The organism is Streptomyces sp. H27-D2, assembly GCF_035828615.1.
In the GTDB taxonomy this organism is placed as follows: domain Bacteria; phylum Actinomycetota; class Actinomycetes; order Streptomycetales; family Streptomycetaceae; genus Streptomyces.
The window spans coordinates 116,139-130,293 of the sequence record NZ_JAYMZR010000007.1 but is presented as its reverse complement, the minus strand read 5'-3'; the positions used below and the strand labels follow the sequence as shown (position 1 = coordinate 130,293).

The following is a 14,155-nucleotide window of genomic DNA, read 5'->3' as shown; positions in this document are numbered from 1 at the left end:
GGGGTTAAGGCTCCCAGGAGACTACTGGGTTGATAGGCCAGGTGTGGAAGCCCTGTAAGGGGTGGAGCTGACTGGTACTAATAGGCCGAGGGCTTGTCCTCAGTTGCTCGCGTCCACTGTGTAGTTCTGAAATAACGACTGTGTGTATCCGGTTCGTGTATTTCATAGTGTTTCGGTGGTCATAGCGTTAGGGAAACGCCCGGTTACATTCCGAACCCGGTAGCTAAGCCTTTCCGCGCCGATGGTACTGCAGGGGGGACCCTGTGGGAGAGTAGGACGCCGCCGAACAATCTTTAGAAAAGCTCCGGTCCCTGAACTTCGGTTCAGGGACCGGAGCTTTTCTGCGTTCACAATCAATTACTGCTGATTACCGCCCAGCCACTCCCTCAGGCCAAGCGCGGCAGTTCGGCGTCCGTGAGGCGGCCCAGGAGCGGGTCGCCGCGGAGGAAGCGGACGACCTCGTCCACCGCGTACGCGCCCAGGCGGCGCACCTCGCTGCCCTGGGCGCCGGCCACATGCGGGGTGACCAGGACGTTGGGGAGGGACAGCAGCGGATGGCCGGCGGGCAGCGGCTCGGGGTCGGTGACGTCGAGGTACGCGTCGAGCCGGCCGGTCGCGCATTCGCGGCCGAGGGCGGCGGTGTCGATGAGCGAGCCGCGCGCGGTGTTGACGACTGTGCCGCCGTCCGGGATGAAGGCGAGCAGGGTGGCGTTCAACAGGTGCCGGGTCTCGGGGAGTTGCGGCGCGTGGACGGTGATGATGCTGCTGGTGCGGCACAGGGTGTCCAGGTCGACCAGCTCGGCGCCCAGGGCGCGGGCGTCGGCTTCCGTGACGTACGGATCGTGCAGCAGCACCCGGTGGCCATGGTCGGTCGCGTTGAGCCGGGCGATGACACGGCGGCCGATCCTGGACGCTCCGATGACGCCGATCGTGCGGCCGTCGGCGCCTTCGCGCTCGGTGAAGGCGGGCCAGCCGGTGGCGTAGGACGCGGCGGTCGGCAGCGCCCGTTTCGCGGCGAAGACGATGGCGGCGAGGGTGTAGTCCACGACCGGCCCGGCGTTGGCGTCGGAGGCCGAGGAGACGATGATGTCCCGCTTCCAAACAGCCGAGGTCACCAGGGACTTGACCGATCCGGCGGCATGGATGACGACTTGCAGCCGGGGCGCGCTGTCGAGGACCTCTTCGGTCAGCGGGGGGCAGCCCCAGCCGGAGATGAGCAGGTGCGCGTCGGCGAGCGCGGACCGCGCGTCGGGGGTGGTGAGCGCGCCGGTGAGCGCCCCCGGCGCGAGGTTCGTCAACTCGGCCAGACGGGCCCGGATGTCCGGCGGCAGTACGGCTGCGACCTCATCAGCCCCCATGGCCAGCACTGCTGTCGGTCGGTCTGCCACGGACGGCCCCTGCCTGCTCGGTGATGATGGTGATCGGTGGCGCACAGTAAGCGGTTTCTGTGTGTCGCCAGAGGCTAGGGGGCTGCTGAGAGGGTGGTCAAGGACCCGTATGGCAGAGACGGGCGGGGACAGCGGGCCGGGTGCGCGCCACGGCGAGCTGCCGGACTTCACGGCGGTGTTCGCCGGTTCGGACGTGCCGGCTCGACGTTCGGCTTCGAAATGCCCTTGCGGGCAGGGCGGGGTCGGATGCCAGGATCGGTGGATGGACTACAAGATCCGGACAGTCGCCGTCGAGGACTGGGCCGAGCTGAAGACCTTGAGACTGGCTGCCCTCAGCGATCCGGCCGCGCGCGTCGCGTTCGTCGAGGACTACGACACGTGCCTGGAGGCCCCGGATTCCTTCTGGCGGGGCCGCGCCACGCCCGCTGCGGAGGGCAGCGGCTCGACGGGCATGATCGCGGCGGACGCGGCGGGCACCTGGGTCGCGATGCTCGCCATCCTCGACGAGACCGATCCGACGGACCTGCCGGAACGTTCCTTCAATGTGGTCGAGTCGGACGGCGCCGTCCCCCGGCAGACGCACATCGTGGGCGTCTACGTACGGCCCGAACACCGCGGCACCGGGGTCGCCGAACTGCTGTTGTGGGCCGCCGTCGACTGGTCCTGGCAGCACACGGACGCCGAGCGGGTCCGGCTCTGGGCGCACGGCGAAAACCCGCGGGCGCTGGCCTTCTACACCCGGATCGGGTTCGAGAAGACCGGCGTGGCGATGGCGTTCCCACCGGTCCCGACGGAGACGGAGTACGAGTTGGCGCTGCCGCGGACGTAGGGGCGCCGGTCTCGTGGCCGCCCTCGCCCGCGCGCTGACCAGCCCGCCCGCGGCTCAGGCCGACAGGGCCTGCTCCTGCTCGGCGTAGGCGGCGCCCTCGGCGCAGGCGGCGGCCAGGTCGTCCATGGACAGGTGCAGCGCGGCGGCCAGCGCCGCCACGGTGAAGAAGGCGGGGGTCGGCGCCCGGCCGGTCTCGATCTTGCGCAGGGTCTCCGCGGAGATGCCCGCCGCCGCGGCGACGTGCACCATGCTGCGGGAGCCGCGGGCCGCGCGGAGGAGGGCGCCGAAGTGCTCGCCGCGTTGTCGCTCCTGCGGGGTCAAAGGAGTTCTCACCATGGGCGCGATACTAATCCCGATGCTTATCCCGTGATTCTTATACCGGTGTGGCCGGTAGGCGCACAGCCGGATCCGGTCTCAGTCGGTCAACCGGTCTCAGTCGGTCAAAGCGAGCCGCGGCCAGTGCGCGCGGGCCTGCTCCTCGGAGCGGAACAGGGCGAGGGTGGGCAGGCCGCTCGCCTCGCCGTCCGCGAGGAGGCCGGGAAGGGCGGGGATCGGGGCCACGGCCGCGATGTTGTCCAGCACCAGGGTCATTGGTGGGTCGAGCCGGCCGGAGGATGACCGTGCGGCCATGCGCCGGCCGTGCTCGACCACGCTTGAAACGAGGCCGGTGAGCAAGGGCATCGCGCCGGGGTCAGGTCTCCGGCGCGGATCCTCGATCACTTCACCGACCACATAGAGCGTTCCCCCCTCGTCGATGAAAGATTCCAACGCGAGCGCATCGGATCGATTCTCGCCGCAGGCGTCGCGCAAATGGATCGATGAGAGCGCGGACAGCGCCCGCGCGGCGAGCTGCTGGGCGATCTCCCGGCGCTCTGGGTGCCCGGTCAGCGTGGACTCCAGCTCCCCGGCGGCCCCGGAGGCCGCCTTCGGGTTCGTCCGCAGAATCCGTACGGGCTCGTGCGCGGCCCCGCCCGTCGCCCACCGGTGCACCAGCCGGAACGGCCGGCCGTCGACGGCGGCGGCGTGCAGCCAGCAGCGCAGCAAGGTCTCCGCCGCCTCGGCCACCGCGGAGTCCATCGCGTGGACGGGCCGGATGGGCGCGAGCAGCGCCACCGCGCGGGCCGCGGCGGTCTCGCGGGACTCGCAGCCGCGGCTGGGCGACCAGCGGAGCCGGGCCGGGGTGTCGCACAGATGAGTCGGGTCGTAGACGTGCACCGGACCGAGCTTCGCGCGCGCCCCCTTGGTCTCCGCCCAGATCCCGGCGTCGGAGGTGACGACGAGCACGGGGCCGACGGCCGCCTGGACGGTGAGGATCGCGGCCTCGCGGCGGTCCTGGGGGGAGGGGAGGAACAAAGCCTGCGAGCCGGTCAGTTCGCCGGTGCGCCGGGTCGGGACGGGGACGGGGACGGGGAGTGGGACGGGGACGGGGCCGGGGCGGGGGGGGGGCCGGGGGGGGGGGAGGGGGTGGGGGACGGGGAGGGGAAGCGGGGACGTTTGGGCCGGGGTGGGCGGTGCGGCGGGTCGGGGCGCGGGAGCCGTGTCCGTAGCGGCTGTTGCCGGGGTGCGGGGTGGCTGCTCCCGGGCCGGTGGCTCTGCTTCGACGCCGCCGCCCGGAGCGAGGTGACCGTACGCAGGAGCCCCGCCCGCGCCGGGACCGGAGGCTGCACCGGCTCCTGCCGTACCGGCCTCCGCCGTACCCGCTCCGGCGGCCCCCGCCGCCCCCGCCGCCCGCGCCGCCGCCGCGTCCTCGCGCCGCGCTGCCCGTACCGCCCGGTACCGCGTCACCACGCCCAGCGTGAAGATCGTCAGCACGAACAGCACCATCAGTTCGCTGACGAGGATGCCCCAGAACAGCCCGTAGCCCGAGAGCTGTTCGTCCGGGGTCTGCGGCCAGGCCGTCGGCAGGTCCTGCGGGTGGCCGGCCAGGTGGCGGATGGCCAGTGGGGTGTGGGTGAACCGGACGCCGTCGGGCCAGCCGCCGTGCGAGAAGAGGCCGGCGAGGCCGGTCGCCAGCCAGACGAGGACGGTCAGCGAGAGCAGGAAGGCGAGCACCGAGAGGAGGAGCGAGTCGGGAATCCCGCGCTCCGAGCGTGCGGGCCCGCGCTCGCCACTGCCCTCGGACGCGTACGGCGACTGCGGATGCCGCACGCGGGGCCCCCGCGGCGGTTGCGACGAAGGGGCCACCGTCAGGCCACCGTCGACTCGTCGGCCATCCGCTGCTCCAGCGCGGACGCCCGTACCTCCGCCTCCGCCTCGGCCTCCCTGGCCAGCCGCATCGCCAGCCCGGCTTCCGCTTCCAGCTCCGAGGCCGAGGGGCCGGACGACTCGGTCATGGCGCGGTCGGTGAAGACGAGCGGCCGTTCCGCCTCGGTGATCAGGTGTTTGACGACCTGGACGTTGCCGTTGACGTCCCAGACCGCGATGCCCGGCGTCAGCGTCGGGATGATCTCCACCGCCCACCGGGGCAGCCCGAGCACCCGCCCGGTCGCCCGTGCCTCGTCGGCCTTCTGCGCGTAGATCGTCCGGGTCGAGGCCATCTTGAGGATCGCCGCCGCCTCCCGCGCGGCGGCGCCGTCCACGACGTCCGAGAGGTGGTGCACGACCGCGACGAAGGACAGGCCCAGGCGTCGCCCGAACTTCAGCAGCCGCTGGAAGAGCTGGGCCACGAAGGGCGAGTTGATGATGTGCCAGGCCTCTTCGACCAGGAAGATCCGCTTCTTGCGGTCGGGCCTGATCCAGGTGTGCTCCAGCCAGACGCCGACGATGGCCATCAGGATCGGCATCGCGATCGAGTTGCGGTCGATGTGCGAGAGGTCGAAGACGATGAGCGGCGCGTCCAGGTCGATGCCGACGGTCGTCGGGCCGTCGAACATGCCGCGCAGGTCGCCGTCGACCAGCCGGTCCAGCACCAGCGCCACGTCGAGGCCCCAGGCGCGTACGTCGTCTACGTCGACGTTCATCGCCTCGGCGGACTCGGGCTCCGGGTGCCGCAGTTGCTCGACGATGTCGGTGAGCACCGGCTGCCGGTCGGTGATGGTCTCGTTGACGTAGGCGTGCGCGACCTTCAGCGCGAAGCCCGCCCGCTCGTTGAGGCCGTGCCCCATCGCCACTTCGATGATGGTGCGCAGCAGCGCGAGCTGGCCGGTCGTGGTGATCGCCGGGTCGAGCGGGTTGAGCCGGATGTTCTGGTCGATCGCGGCCATCGGGTCGAGGCGGACGGGCTGTATGCCGAGTTCCTGGGCGATGAGGTTCCATTCGCCGACGCCGTCCTCGCCCTGGGCGTCGAGGACGACGACCTGCCGGTCGCGGAAGCGCAGTTGCCGCAGGACGTAGGTCTTCTCCAGCGCGGACTTGCCGTTGCCGGACTCGCCCAGGACCAGCCAGTGGGGTGCGGGCAATTGCTGCCCGTACAGCTGGAAGGGGTCGTAGATGTAGCCCTTGCCGCTGTAGACCTCGCGGCCGATGATCACGCCGGAGTCGCCGAGGCCGGGGGCCGCGGTGGGCAGGTAGACGGCCTGCGCCTGCCCGGTCGAGGTGCGGACGGGCAGCCGGGTCGTCTCGGTCTTGCCGAAGAGGAAGCTGGTGAAGGCGTCCGTGGCGGCGGACAGCGGGTCGAGCATGGGCATGGTGGGTACGCCTCCTCAGCGGCGGTTCACCGGCGGATGCCGGTCGCGAACGGAAGCGTGTTGACGAAGGCGCGGTGGTGTTCGCGGTCGCACCATTCGAGCTTGAGGTAGGACTTGCCGGCCGAGGCCCGGATGGTGCGCTTGTCGCGCGCGAGCGCCTCCGGGTTGCGGGAGGAGACGGTGATGTAGCCGACGAGGTTGACGCCGGCCGCGCCGCTCGCCAGGTCCTCGCCGCGCTGGTCGATGCGCCCGTGGGCGGCGACGTCGCGCGGGTCGACGGTCCGGTTCATCTTGGCGGCGCGGCTCGCGTCGGCGTCGTCGTTGGTCTTCTCGGTCAGCATCCGCTCGATCGCGAGCTCGGTCGGCTCCAGGTCCATGCAGACCGCGACGGTACGGATCACGTCCGGCGTGTGGACGAGCAGCGGCGCCAGGAAGTTGACGCCTACGGGCGTCATCGGCCATTCCTTGACCCAGGCCGTGGCGTGGCACCAGGGGGCGCGGGTCGAGGACTCGCGGGTCTTGGCCTTGAGGTACGTCGGCTCCATCGCGTCCAGTTCGGCCGGCCAGGCGTTGCGCTTGGTCATCGCCTGGATGTGGTCGATGGGGTGGTCCGGGTCGTACATCGAGTGCACGAGCGAGGACAGCCGCCCCTGCCCCAGCGGCTGCCGTACCCGGATGTCGGCTTCGGCGAGCCGCGCGCAGATGTCGGTGAGCTCGCGCGCCATGACGACGGCGAGGCCCGCGTCCTTGTCGAGCTTGCGCCCGTTGCCCTGGTTGGCGTGCTTGGTCGCGCGCGCCATGGCGTGCGCCTCGGAGGCCAGCTCGCGGGTGTAGTGCATGCAGGCGACGAGATAGGCGCGGTGCTGCTCGGAGGAGGTGGAGACCATCGACTGGAGCTGCTCGTAGGAGTCCTGGAGCCAGAACGGCGCCTTGCGGTCGCCGCGCCGCTCGACGTCCTTGGCGTGCGCGTCGGGGTCGGCGGGCAGCGTACGGGCCAGCATCTGGAGCCGGGTCACGAAGCCGTCGCCGTTGGCCACGTGCTTGAGCAGTGTCCCGAACCGGTCGACCAGCGCTTCCTGGTCCTCCGAGTCCCGCAGGCCCACGCCGGGGCCCTCGATCTCGATCGCGGCGGTCACCGTGCGCCGGTCGGCGTGCAGCAGGACGGCGATCTCGTCGGGGCCGAAGGGGGCGGCGAGCCAGTTGATCCGGCCGATGCCGGGCGGCGGGCCGATCTCGATCTCCCGCCCGTCGGCCCGCGTCCCGGCCTCGGCCGAGGCGGAGCGGTAGGTGGTGCCGCGGCGCAGGGTGCGCTTGTACGAGCGGTTGATCTCGAACCACTTGTAGAAGGTGCGCCGTTTGTACGGCACGTACACGGCGGCCAGCCCCAGCACCGGAAAGCCGGTGAGGGCGAGGATGCGCAGCGGCAGCATGGGCACGAGGAGCCCGCACATCATGCCGAGGAACGCTCCGGCGACGATCACCGCGATCTCGCCGGTCTCGCGGTTCTTTCCGACGATCGCGTTGGGGCGTGCGCGACCGATCAGGTACGTACGGCGGGGCGCGATGGGATGGGACTGCGTCGTCAACGCCCGTCACCTCCGGTGCTGTTGTTGCGGTTCTGGGTACGGGGTGCGGGGGCGGCGGACGCGGGGGCCTTGCCGGAACCCGATCCGGAACCTGATCCGGAGCCGCTGTTGCGGGAGCTGTGGGCGGCGACGCCGCCGGACATCGGGTTGGCGGGCCGGGCCTGGGAGCGGGACGCGTTGTCGCCGCCGCCCGATCCGCCGCCCGAGCCTCCGCCGCCGTTGGAGCTGCGTGAGCTGTGCGTCTTGATGCCCTGGGAGACCAGCGCGGCGGGGGACGAGATGACGGCCGCGGCCGGGTTGGAGGAGGCGGTCTTGCGGTTGCTGCGGGCGGACGCGACCTCGTCGCCGAAGCCGGGGACGAAGCGGTAGATCATCGCGCTCGCGAAGATCGCCAGCAGGATGATGGAGAGTCCGGAGACGACGGCGGAGAGGGCGTTCGGCCCGTCCTCGGCGGCGAGCGCCCCGGCCAGCCCGAGCACGATCACGATCACCGGCTTCACCAGGATCACCGCGATCATGATCCCGGCCCAGCGTCGGACGTGGCCCCACATGTTCTTGTCCACCAGGCCCGCGTACACGGCGGTCCCGAGCAGCGCCCCGACGTAGAGCAGCGCGGCCCGGATCACCAGCTCCAGCCAGAGCACGGCGGCCGAGAGGATGGACACCAGCGACACCACGATCAGCATGATCGGACCGCCGCCGATGTTGTCGCCCTTCTTCAGCGCCTCGGCGAACGTGCCGAAGAACGCGTCGGTATGGGACGAGGTCCCGGCTGCGACCACTTCGGTGACGGCGTCGGTGGCGGACACGACCGTATAGAGGATCAGCGGCGTGAACGCGGATGCGAGCACCGTCAGCCACAGGAACCCGATCGCCTCGCTGAGCGCCTCGTGCAGCGGCACTCCGCGCACCGCCCGCTTGGCGACGGCCAGCAGCCACAGGACCAGGGTCAGGACGGTGGAGGCGGCGAAGACGACGGCGTACTGGCGGAGGAAGGCGGGGTTGGTGAAGTCGACGGTCGTCGTCGCGGTGACGGCCTTGGAGAGCTTCCCGATGATCCAGGAGGCGGCTTCGGCACAGCCCTTGGCGAGGGAGGAGAGGGGGTCCAGGGCGTCGGCGGGGGACTTGAGACCATCGGGGCCGCTGCCGGCGGGCTTGTCGTCCCCCTTTTGGCAGTACTCCTTGGCGAGACCGACGATGAGGTCGCAGGGGTCGTCGCTCTTACCCGGAGACGGGGTGGGCGAGGGCGCTGCGGCCGCTCGGGTAGCCAACGCGACCTGGACAGCGACCACAGCGGCGGTGACGGAGACAGTGCGACGGCATTGGCTACCGGGCATAGGTGAAGCCTCCATATCCCTCTACCGCGTTCGTGATCTCTTCGGCGCTGGAGGCGCGGTCATCGCCGCCCACGGGTGCGGGTCCTGCCGTCTGTTTGGACGACTCGATCTTCCAGTCGTCGTTGGTCCACTTGAGTTTCTCGGTGATCGTGAACCAGGTTTCACTGACCGGCTTGGTCGAGCTCTCGCCGGCGAGGCCGACCAGTCCGGTGCACCACACCTCGACAGTCGCGGTGTCACCGTCGATCTTGGTGGCCTTGGAACCGACGGGGACAGTCCGCGATACGAAGGTGAATCCGTTCGGTGCGGAGCCGTCAGATTTCAGGCCGACGTTCGCCAAGAATTTCGGGGAGTAGGCCCTGTCCAGATCCCCTTGCAGTTTGCCGACCACAGCCGGGTCGTGGACAGCGGCGACGATCTCGTGTCTGCGGTCGGCCTTGAACATGCCGTCACTCCCCAACGCCACCGCGTAATTCGCCGCCGCACTCTGCGCCCCCTGCTCCGTCTTGGGGAACCCGGAGGCGATCCCGCCGTTCTTCCCGCTGACCGGCTTCTCGCCGGTGGGGGCGGTCGGCTGGGCGGCGGTGTCGCGGTTGGTGTCGCGGTTGTCGGAGGAGCCGCCGGAGCCGGCGCCGGCGCTTCCGCCGCCGCGGTTGGCGAAGGCGATGGCGGCGATGAGCAACACGACGACGGCGACCACGGTCAGCAGGTTCCGGTTGGAGAAGCCGGAGCGGTTGCCGCGTCGGGTGTCGCCGAAGCCGTGGCTCTCACCGTCCGGGAGCTGGGTGCGGGTCTGGCCGTGGCCGCTGTTCTCCGCGGTCGGGTAGTCGCGTCCGTCGAATTCGCCGTTGACCGGACTCATGGCGCGTACGCCCCCTCAACCGCCGTTGCCGTCATGCCGCCTTCATATGACCGTAGCGGCGGCGGTCGTAGCTCGGGCGTGGTGGTGTGAGTACACATCAAGGTGACACAACCTCAGCAGGCTGGCTCGGCGGGCGAATGGGGGATTGGGAGTGACGTTGCCGCAGCTCGTCGCGTTGATCGGGAGACATGCTGTCGGCACCCCCAGGGGGAGTCGCGTCATGGGCCAGGGCTGCTGGAAGGAGTCGTACGGCAGGCGGAACCGAGGTCCGCGCCGGGGTGGGGGTTCGTCAGACCGCCATGCCGTACACGATGGTGAACAGGGTGCCGAGGGATCCGATGATGAACACGCCGGTGAGGCCCGCGACGATCAAGCCCTTGCCTTGTTCGGCGCTGAACGTGTCGCGCAGCGCCGTGGCTCCGATGCGCTGCTTCGCGGCGCCCCAGATCGCGATGCCGAGGCACAGCAGAATGGCGACTGCCATCACGACCTCGACCATGATCCGGGCCTCGTTGCCGAGGGTTCCGAACGGCCCCCAGTCCGGAGCGATGCCGCCGATGATGGTGGTGATGTCGCCCTTTTCGGCTGCTAGGAACATTTGTAACTCACCGCCCCTAATGGGTAGTTGTGCACCCCATGCCGCATGGCACGGGCCAGGCTCTATCTTCGCCGAAGATTCCGCTTCCGCATGTCGACTTGGCGGCATTTCTTGGCTGAACCCGTACGAACGCAGGTCGCGGTGTCGAGGAGGATGCGCGGCCAGTGTCAGTAGGGTCCATTAGTATCACTGTGTGTACCATGCTCGGTCACGCTGAGCAATGATCGGCGCGGGGGTTGAGACGCCCCGCTGCGCAGGCCTTGGGCGGCGGCGGCACGGGTGCCGCTGCGTTGCCGCTGCGCAGCCCCTGGGCCGCCAGCGTGCGTATGCGTCACTCGCGAGCCCCGTCGGGGCCGCCCGTGGCGAAGTGGTCGAAGTCACCGGCCTTCACGCCGGCGACGAAGGCCGCCCACACGGGGCGGGTGGTGACGCCGACGGTGGCCGGGGCGTCGCTTTCACGGAAGTGGATCCGGCCGACGGGGTCGGTAGCGACCTCGACGCGGTCGCTGTTGCCGTCGCCGCTGCTGTAGCTCGACTTCTGCCAGCGAACGGCACCGTCGGCGACCGTGGTGAGCCCGTCGAAGTCCCCGGCCCGCACGCGGGCGAGGAGGGCCGCCCACGCGGGGCGGGTGGTGACGCCGACGGTGGCCGGGGCGTCGCTTTCACGGAAGTGGATCCGGCCTGCGGGGTCGGTAGCGACCTCGACGCAGTCGTCCTGGCCGCTACCGCTGAACGACGACTTCTGCCATATGAGGTCGATCATGGAAGTCCTCCTAGAGGGCGTACATGAGGTGCTGGATGAGGCTCAGTGAGTCCCGGTCTTCATGGGACTCGGGGCTGGAGTCCGGGTCAATCGGCGGGAGTGCCAGCTCGGACAGGCGCGCGAAAAGCCGCGCGTATCGATCGAGGTGCACCGGGTCGTGCAGCACGGCCGATGTGACGGGCTGTTCCAGGCGAACGGTGTCCAGCTCCGGGGTCGGGCCGCCGAAGATGGCGAAGGTCCTGCTGAACGCGGAGAAGGCGCCGGCTTCGAACGGGAAGACCTGGACGGTGATGTGGGGAGCCCGAGCTACTTCGATCAGGCGAAGCAGCTGCTTGCGCATGACCTGCGGGCTTCCGACGCGGGTGTGCAGCGCGCCCTCATGGATCACCGCGTGATACGGAGCGGCGGCCTCGCCGGCCAGCAGGCGCTGCCGGTCGAGGCGGAAGCAGACGTATCGATCGATCGCTGCTGCGTCGTCCTCATCGGCGGTCTCGCACACTGCGCGGGCGTAGTCGGCGGTCTGGAACATGCCGGGGATGACGAGCAGTTCGTGGGTGCTGATGCCGCTGGCGCGGGCCTCCAGCTCGGCGAGATCGAGGGCGGGGCGGCCCATGGTGTTGCGGTAGCCGTCCCACCAACCCTTTCCGCGGTCCTGCGCCATGGTCATGAGGCCTTCGAAGAGGGCTCCCTCGGCACAGCCGTATGCGCGGAGCAGCTTATGAAGCCCGTTGCGGGGGACGTCGACCCGGCCTGCCTCGATGTTGCTCACTCGGCCGCGATCCGCATCGATCAAGTTCGCCGCTTGATCACCGGACAGGCCGGCGCGGAGCCGAAGCTTCTTCAGCTCGGCACCAAGGCGGCGCTGGCGCTCGCTCGGTTGGCTTCTGGGTGGCATGCGGGCCCTCCTGATGATCACGGACAGTCTGCCGTGGTCTCAACTGTTGGTCTACGTAGGGGTTCTGCTCTCACTCGGCTGAGGGAGATTCTCGGGAAGAGGTTGCAACTTACGTAATTTACTCCCTACCGTCGATGACGTACCGCCCGAACCGACGCCACCCGGCGGAAGTGCGCCGTAGGCGCGCATTCATGACAAACCGTCAGTGCGCCACCGGCATTGCCACCGCCACCCGGCCCGGACGGGCCAACGGTGACCCGAGAGGCAACGCCATGTGTCCCATCACCGCGTCCATCGCCCGCCCCGCCGACCCCGCCGACCCCACCAGCCCCCGGCCCGACTTCTCCCTCACCTTCCCGCCGGACCCCGGCTGGGTCCGTACCGCCCGCGAAGCGATCCGGGCGGTCCTGCGCACCGCAGGCCGGTCCGACCTGGTCGATACGGCGCTGCTCCTGACGTCTGAAGTCGTCACCAACGCCGTTACCGCCTGCCTCAGCAGCGGCTGCGTATCCCCGCTGAAGCTCCACGCCGCCTGGTCGCCGACCGGCGCGCTCCACGTCCTCGTACGCGACGACGCCCCCGGCCTACCCGTCCAGCGCGTCCCGGCCGGCGACGCCGAGCACGGCCGTGGCCTGCTCCTCATCGGCGCCTGCGCCGCCGACTGGGGCATCTGCCGTCACGGGCCCGGCCCGGGAAAGGCGGTCTGGTTCGAGCTCGGCGATTGACCGGTCGCGCAGTCGGCCAGTCGCCCGTCGGGATGCCGGTCATGGGGCCGATGCGATGGGTCCGGAATTCGCCCGCGCGTCAAAGACGGCGGGCTACGGGTGGGGTGGGGCGGCGGTCGGTCCTTGACCGGCGGCCGGGTTCGGGGCGGGCGGCCCGTGGGGGCGGGGGTGAGCCGGACGGTTGGTGTCGGAGGGGTCTGTGTGGTCTGCGGGGGCGGGGTGTGGAGTATTCGCCAACTTCAAGTTACCGAATGCTCCACACCCGCCCCCAAACCTCCACCCGCCGGGGGTTCGCCCGCGCTGGGGGCTGAATCCCGCCGTACGGTGCGAATCAGTGCTGAGCGACCGGCGGATGGGGGAGGGTATGGGGGTGAAGAAGGTCTGGCTGGGCGTCAGTGTCGGTATCGGGTTGTCCCTTTGCTTCATCGGGCTGCTGGTCATCGGCACCTACACGGCTGCCGCGAACCTCCTCGGCGGGGGCGGCGGCAAGGCGGTGGGGCTCGCGAAGGGCGCGGTGCCGGCCGCCTACCAGCCGCTTGTGCAGAAGTGGGGCAATCTCTGCCCGGCGGTGAACCCGGCGCTGCTCGCCGCGCAGCTCTACCAGGAGAGCGGCTGGAACCCCAAGGCGAAGAGCCCGGCTGCGGCGCAGGGCATCGCGCAGTTCATCCCCGGCACTTGGGCGGCGCACGGGGTGGACGGCGACGGCGACGGGGACAAGGACATCTGGGACCCGGCCGACGCGATCCCCTCGGCGGCGGCGTACGACTGCTCGCTGGCGAAGTATGTGAAGGACGTCCCGGGGGACGCCACGGACAACATGCTGGCGTCGTACAACGCGGGCGCGTACGCGGTGATAAAGAACGCCGGAGTGCCGCCGTACCGCGAAACGCAGAACTACGTGAAGATCATCCGGACCCTGGAGAAGAGCTTCGCCGCGCCGGTCGGCCGGGTCGCGCCCTCGCGGCAGGCGGCGGCCGCCATCTACTACGCGCAGAAGAAGCTGGGCACCCCCTACCTGTGGGGCGGCAACGGGACCTCGGGCCAGGGCGGGCGGTTCGACTGCTCGGGGCTGACGAAGGCCGCGTACGCCTCGGTGGACATCGAGCTGCCGCGCGTCGCCAACGACCAGTGGAACGCGGGGCCGCACCCGAAGCGGGACGAACTGCTCCCGGGGGACCTGGTCTTCTTCGCGTACGACCTGAACGACCCGAGGTCGATCCATCACGTCGGGCTGTACGTCGGCGGCGGGTACATGATCAACGCCCCGTACACCGGCGCGGTGATCCGTTTCGACAAGATCGATTCGCCCGATTACATCGGCGCGACCCGGGTCACCGAAGATGGCGCAAAAGCGCTGCCCAAGGCGAAGGCGGCGTGAGAGCTGAAGCACTGTCGGCGCACAAAGGCGTGCGGTCGGCGCGCGAAGGGCGCGGCGAGGGCGTGAAGTGGGGCAGGGCGTCCAGCCGGTAACCTGGCTTGAACAGAGCGTGAAGTCCTCCTTCTGAGCTGCGACGATGGGTCACTCTTGGGTAACGTCCTGGTGATC

13 protein-coding genes and 2 rRNA genes are annotated in these 14,155 nt (G+C 70.1%); 5 read left to right on the top strand and 10 right to left on the bottom strand.

Translation table 11 applies throughout. From position 1 onward, the window contains the following. Together QMK28_RS05200 and rrf are read left to right on the top strand one after the other, a co-directional pair. A 23S ribosomal RNA gene (locus QMK28_RS05200) occupies nt 1-101 on the top strand; the annotation flags it as partial. Nucleotides 102-171: 70 nt separating this feature from the next. Further along, a 5S ribosomal RNA gene (gene rrf, locus QMK28_RS05195) occupies nt 172-288 on the top strand. Nucleotides 289-386: 98 nt separating this feature from the next. On the opposite strand, the gene QMK28_RS05190 is transcribed toward rrf, so the two are convergent. Continuing rightward, entirely contained in the window at nt 387-1,388 is a 1,002-nt protein-coding gene (locus tag QMK28_RS05190) for a hydroxyacid dehydrogenase (protein ID WP_326435780.1), read from the bottom strand. A gap of 262 nt (nt 1,389-1,650) precedes the next feature. On the opposite strand from QMK28_RS05190, the gene QMK28_RS05185 reads away from it, so the two are divergent. Next, nucleotides 1,651-2,217 carry a GNAT family N-acetyltransferase gene (locus QMK28_RS05185; protein ID WP_326435779.1) on the top strand — a complete coding sequence of 189 codons (567 nt, stop codon included), beginning with the start codon at nt 1,651-1,653 and terminating at the stop codon, nt 2,215-2,217. Nucleotides 2,218-2,271: 54 nt separating this feature from the next. Here the strand turns inward: QMK28_RS05185 and QMK28_RS05180 are convergent, their stop codons facing one another. From QMK28_RS05180 to QMK28_RS05140, 9 genes are all read right to left on the bottom strand, one after another. Then, the gene (locus tag QMK28_RS05180; protein ID WP_326435778.1) at nt 2,272-2,553 is read right to left on the bottom strand and encodes a helix-turn-helix domain-containing protein; all 282 of its coding nucleotides are present in this window, start codon (nt 2,551-2,553) and stop codon (nt 2,272-2,274) included. Between the two features lie 96 nt (nt 2,554-2,649). Beyond that, the gene (locus tag QMK28_RS05175) at nt 2,650-4,365 is read right to left on the bottom strand and encodes a type VI secretion protein (RefSeq protein WP_443050541.1); all 1,716 of its coding nucleotides are present in this window, start codon (nt 4,363-4,365) and stop codon (nt 2,650-2,652) included. A 38-nt stretch (nt 4,366-4,403) separates the two neighbouring features. Continuing rightward, on the bottom strand, nt 4,404-5,837 hold the full coding sequence (locus QMK28_RS05170; RefSeq protein ID WP_326435789.1) for an ATP-binding protein: 1,434 nt from the start codon (nt 5,835-5,837) through the stop codon (nt 4,404-4,406). A 32-nt stretch (nt 5,838-5,869) separates the two neighbouring features. Continuing rightward, complete coding sequence (locus QMK28_RS05165) at nt 5,870-7,429, bottom strand: SCO6880 family protein (protein ID WP_326435777.1); 1,560 nt, start codon at nt 7,427-7,429, stop codon at nt 5,870-5,872. Next, a complete protein-coding gene (locus tag QMK28_RS05160; protein WP_326435776.1) occupies nt 7,426-8,766 on the bottom strand; it encodes a hypothetical protein in 1,341 nt (446 codons plus the stop codon). The genes QMK28_RS05165 and QMK28_RS05160 overlap by 4 nt, the downstream gene beginning before the upstream one ends. Next, nucleotides 8,756-9,628 (bottom strand): hypothetical protein, encoded by an 873-nt coding sequence (locus QMK28_RS05155; protein ID WP_326435775.1) that lies wholly within the window; start codon nt 9,626-9,628, stop codon nt 8,756-8,758. The genes QMK28_RS05160 and QMK28_RS05155 overlap by 11 nt, the downstream gene beginning before the upstream one ends. Nucleotides 9,629-9,917: 289 nt before the next feature. Further along, complete coding sequence (locus tag QMK28_RS05150) at nt 9,918-10,226, bottom strand: hypothetical protein (RefSeq protein WP_326435774.1); 309 nt, start codon at nt 10,224-10,226, stop codon at nt 9,918-9,920. A 331-nt stretch (nt 10,227-10,557) separates the two neighbouring features. Next, complete coding sequence (locus tag QMK28_RS05145; protein ID WP_326435773.1) at nt 10,558-10,989, bottom strand: DUF397 domain-containing protein; 432 nt, start codon at nt 10,987-10,989, stop codon at nt 10,558-10,560. Nucleotides 10,990-10,999: 10 nt separating this feature from the next. Next, nucleotides 11,000-11,884, bottom strand: a complete 885-nt coding sequence (locus QMK28_RS05140; protein ID WP_326435772.1) for a helix-turn-helix domain-containing protein — start codon at nt 11,882-11,884, stop codon at nt 11,000-11,002. Nucleotides 11,885-12,075: 191 nt separating this feature from the next. Between QMK28_RS05140 and QMK28_RS05135 the strand changes: the two genes are divergently transcribed. Together QMK28_RS05135 and QMK28_RS05130 are read left to right on the top strand one after the other, a co-directional pair. Continuing rightward, a complete protein-coding gene (locus tag QMK28_RS05135) occupies nt 12,076-12,609 on the top strand; it encodes an ATP-binding protein (protein WP_326435771.1) in 534 nt (177 codons plus the stop codon). A gap of 364 nt (nt 12,610-12,973) precedes the next feature. Beyond that, the gene (locus QMK28_RS05130) at nt 12,974-13,987 is read left to right on the top strand and encodes a C40 family peptidase (RefSeq protein ID WP_326435770.1); all 1,014 of its coding nucleotides are present in this window, start codon (nt 12,974-12,976) and stop codon (nt 13,985-13,987) included. Nucleotides 13,988-14,155 lie beyond the last annotated feature (168 nt).